A 354-nucleotide genomic window follows, 5' to 3' on the forward strand; every position below is an offset into this window, starting at 1 on the left:
CGGACTTTCCAGACCGTTCCACTACCACACATGCTGATTCAGACTCTGGGCTGCTCCCCGTTCGCTCGCCGCTACTGGGGGAATCTCGGTTGATTTCTTTTCCTCGGGGTACTTAGATGTTTCAGTTCCCCCGGTTCGCTTCATTACGCTATGTATTCACGTAATGATAGTGTGTCGAAACACACTGGGTTTCCCCATTCGGAAATCGCCGGTTATAACGGTTCATATCACCTTACCGACGCTTATCGCAGATTAGCACGTCCTTCATCGCCTCTGACTGCCAGGGCATCCACCGTGTACGCTTAGTCGCTTAACCTCACAACCCGAAGATGTTTCTTTCGATTCATCATCGAC

The 354-nt window shown here is 50.8% G+C and carries 1 rRNA gene; it reads right to left on the bottom strand.

Features of this window, described 5'->3' with window-relative positions:
• Positions 1 to 316 (bottom strand): 23S ribosomal RNA (locus OGY83_RS00045); the annotation flags it as partial.
• Between the last annotated feature and the right edge of the window lie 38 nt (positions 317 to 354).

The sequence above is a fragment of the Citrobacter sp. Cpo090 genome (assembly GCF_030332665.1).
In the GTDB taxonomy this organism is placed as follows: Bacteria; Pseudomonadota; Gammaproteobacteria; order Enterobacterales; family Enterobacteriaceae; genus Citrobacter; species Citrobacter portucalensis.